The organism is Streptomyces sp. NPDC054840 (assembly GCF_053611065.1).
On record NZ_JBSGZP010000763.1, the window covers coordinates 1 to 3252 of the forward strand.

Below are 3252 nucleotides of genomic sequence, written 5' to 3' on the forward strand. Positions count from 1 at the left end.
CCGTTGTCGAGGGCGGCCTGCTGGGCGGCGTCGGTGAGCAGGACGAGGGGCTCGGCCGCGGTGAGCTGCCGGCGCCCTGAGCGCGGGCTCTCCACATCGACGACGGCGTAGGTCCCGCCGGCCTTGAGGACGGCGAGGAGGGCGACGACCAGTTCGGTCCGGCGGGCGGTGCCGACGGCCACGAGTGCGCCGAGCGGGAGGCCGGAGTCGAGCAGACGGTGCGCCAGCCGGTCGGCGCGGGCGTTCAGTTCCCCGTAGGTGAGGCTGTCGGGGCCGGCGATGAGCGCGCGGGCCCCGGGGGTGTCGCGGGCCCACTGTTCGAAGCGGTGCAGGACGGTGTCGGTGGTTCGTTTGCCGAAGCGTACGGACTCGGATCCCTGCGTCATGGACCGATGATGCCACCGGGCACCGACAACGGAGCGGGGTCGGCAAAATCGCTCGTGCGGGCGGAAGTTGAGGCCCCCTGCGGGCGATCCCGGACCGAGTGCTTGACCTGAAGCTTGGTTGAGGTCCTAGCGTTCGGCCCATGGACATGGAAGTCACCGCCTGGACGTCGCTGCACAGCGCGATCAACGCCCAGCAGGACCGTCGCCCGCTCTCCCGGGCCGGCCTGCGCCGCGTCGCCGCCTTCGCCCGCCCGCACCGCCGCGGGCTCACCCTCTTCCTTCTGCTGAGTGTGGTGACCGCGCTGCTCGCGGTGGCCACCCCGGTGCTCGCCAGCCGGGTCGTCACCGCCATCGTCGACGGCCGCGACGGCTCCGCGGTCACCCGGCTGGCCCTGCTCATCGCGCTGATCGCGGTCGCGGAGGCCGGGCTCGGGCTGCTGACCCGCCGGCTCTCCGCCACCCTCGGCGAGGGCCTGATCCTGGACCTGCGGACGGCGGTCTTCGACCACGTGCAGCGGATGCCGGTCGCCTTCTTCACCCGGACCCGTACGGGGGCCCTCGTCAGCCGCCTCAACAACGATGTGATCGGCGCCCAGAGGGCCTTCAGCAACACCCTCTCGGGGGTGGTCGCCAATACCGTCACCCTGCTGCTGACTCTCACCGTGATGCTGAGCATCTCCTGGCAGATCACTCTGCTGGCGCTGGTGCTGCTGCCGGTGTTCGTCCTGCCGGCCCGTCGGATGGGGGCGCGGATGGCGGCCATGCAGCGGGAGGCCTCCGCGCTGAACGCCGCGATGGGCACCCAGATGACCGAGCGGTTCTCGGCGCCCGGCGCGACCCTGGTCAAGCTCTTCGGGCGGCCCGCCGACGAGTCCGCGGAGTTCGCGGCCCGGGCGGCGCGCGTGCGGGACATCGGGATCCGTACGGCGATGGCCCAGTCGGCCTTCATCACGGCCCTCACGCTGGTCTCGGCGCTGGCCCTCGCGCTCGTGTACGGGCTCGGCGGGTTCTACGCCCTGCGCGGTTCCCTGGACGCCGGTTCCGTCGTCGCCCTCGCCCTCCTCCTGACCCGGCTGTACGCCCCGCTGACCGCGCTCGCCGGCGCCCGCGTCGAGGTGATGAGCGCGATGGTGAGCTTCGAGCGGGTCTTCGAGATCCTCGACCTGAAGCCGCTCATCGCGCAGAAGCCGGATGCCCGCCGGGTGCCCGACGGTCCGGTGGCCGTGGAGTTCGACCGGGTCTCCTTCGGCTACCCGGCCGCGGACAAGGTCTCCCTCGCCTCCCTGGAGGAGGTCGCCACCCTGGACGCCCGGGGCGGTACGCGGGTACTGCACGAGGTGTCCTTCCGGGCCGAGCCGGGCCGGATGATCGCCCTGGTCGGCTCGTCCGGCGCCGGCAAGTCGACGATCGCGCAGTTGCTGCCGCGTCTGTACGACGCCGACGCGGGCGCGGTCCGCCTCGGCGGGATCGACGTACGGGACCTCACCGCCGACTCGATCCGCGAGACGCTCGGCATGGTCACCCAGGACGGGCACCTCTTCCACGAGTCGGTACGGGCCAACCTGCTGCTCGCCCGCCCGGAGGCATCCGAGGAGGAGATCTGGGAGGCTCTTCGGCGCTCGCGGCTGGACGGTCTCGTCGCCTCGCTGCCGGACGGGCTGGACACCGTGGTCGGGGAGCGTGGCTACCGGCTCTCGGGCGGGGAACGCCAACGCCTGACCATCGCCCGGCTGCTGCTGGCCCGGCAGCGGGTGGTGATCCTCGACGAGGCCACCGCGCACCTGGACTCCACCTCGGAGGCCGCGGTGCAGGAGGCCCTCGGCGAGGCCCTGGCGGGCCGGACGGCGGTGGTGATCGCGCACCGGCTGTCGACCGTACAAGCCGCGGACCTGATCCTGGTGGTCGAGGACGGCCGGATCCTGGAACGGGGCACGCACACCGGGCTGCTGGCGGCGGGCGGCCGGTACGAGGAGCTGTACCGCACCCAGTTCGCGGTGTCGGGCGGCGAGGCACCGGTGGCGGGAGCATGATGCTCTGATGGACATCAAACTGGAACTCGTCGCCGTCCCCGTCACCGACGTGGACCGGGCCAAGGCCTTCTACGAGAAGCTCGGCTTCAACGCCGACCACGACGTCACCGTCAGCGAGGACATCCGCTTCGTCCAGCTGACGCCGCCGGGCTCGGCCTGCTCGATCGCGATCGGCAAGGGGCTCACCCGGATGACCCCGGGGTCGCTGGACAACATGCAGGTCGTCGTCACCGACATCGAGGAGGCGTACGAGGACCTGCGCGGCCGGGGGGTGGAGGTGACGGAGATCCAGAACCTGCCGTGGGGTTCCTTCGTCTACTTCTCCGACCCGGACGGAAACGGCTGGGCGGTCCAGCAGACCACGCCCCGCACGACGGCGGACACCGCCTGAGCGCCGGCTCGGCTTGCCCGGGTCGGAACGGCCGCGGGTCGTCGTCCAGCCGCGGAACGTTCCCGAGTGCGTGATCGTCCCGTCCGACCCGTGACAGCAGGAAGCGCGAGAGGATGTGCCGATGCCCATGGACCGCGAACCGATGGACCGTGAACCGATGGACCGTGAACCGATGGATCTCGAGGCCTACGTCGAACGGACGCGCGGCGGGCCGTGCTTCGTCTGCGCCTTCCTCGCCGGCCATCCCGATTACGCGCACGAGACCGTCTTCGAGGACGAGCACCACGTGGCCTTCCTCGACCGCTGGCCCACGCTTCCCGGAAAGGTTCTGGTGGCCCCCAGGGCGCACATCGAGCACGCCGTGCGCGATCTGGACCCCCCGGCGTACACCCGGCTGATGCTGGTCGTACGGGAGGTCGCGCTCGCTGTCGAGGACGTCCTCGAC

At 71.6% G+C, this 3252-nt stretch carries 4 protein-coding genes; 3 read left to right on the plus strand and 1 reads right to left on the minus strand.

What is annotated here, in order from left to right; translation table 11 throughout:
• Nucleotides 1-386: AMP-binding protein (locus ACWGIU_RS33600; RefSeq protein WP_453711890.1), on the minus strand; the 386-nt coding region annotated here is incomplete at its 3' end.
• Nucleotides 387-526: 140 nt separating this feature from the next.
• Between ACWGIU_RS33600 and ACWGIU_RS33605 the strand changes: the two genes are divergently transcribed.
• From ACWGIU_RS33605 to ACWGIU_RS33615, 3 genes are all read left to right on the plus strand, one after another.
• On the plus strand, nucleotides 527-2416 hold the full coding sequence (locus ACWGIU_RS33605; RefSeq protein WP_453711891.1) for an ABC transporter ATP-binding protein: 1890 nt from the start codon (nucleotides 527-529) through the stop codon (nucleotides 2414-2416).
• A 7-nt stretch (nucleotides 2417-2423) separates the two neighbouring features.
• Complete coding sequence (locus ACWGIU_RS33610; protein ID WP_453711892.1) at nucleotides 2424-2807, plus strand: VOC family protein; 384 nt, start codon at nucleotides 2424-2426, stop codon at nucleotides 2805-2807.
• A gap of 121 nt (nucleotides 2808-2928) precedes the next feature.
• A partial coding sequence (locus tag ACWGIU_RS33615) for an HIT family protein (protein WP_453711893.1) occupies nucleotides 2929-3252 on the plus strand: 324 nt, incomplete at its 3' end.

What these genes read in the sequence shown, in the direction of transcription:
- ACWGIU_RS33610 (WP_453711892.1), top strand. Translation starts at nt 2,424, where the DNA reads ATGGACATCAAACTGGAACTCGTCGCCGTCCCCGTCACCGACGTGGAC.
- ACWGIU_RS33605 (WP_453711891.1), top strand. Translation starts at nt 527, where the DNA reads ATGGACATGGAAGTCACCGCCTGGACGTCGCTGCACAGCGCGATCAAC.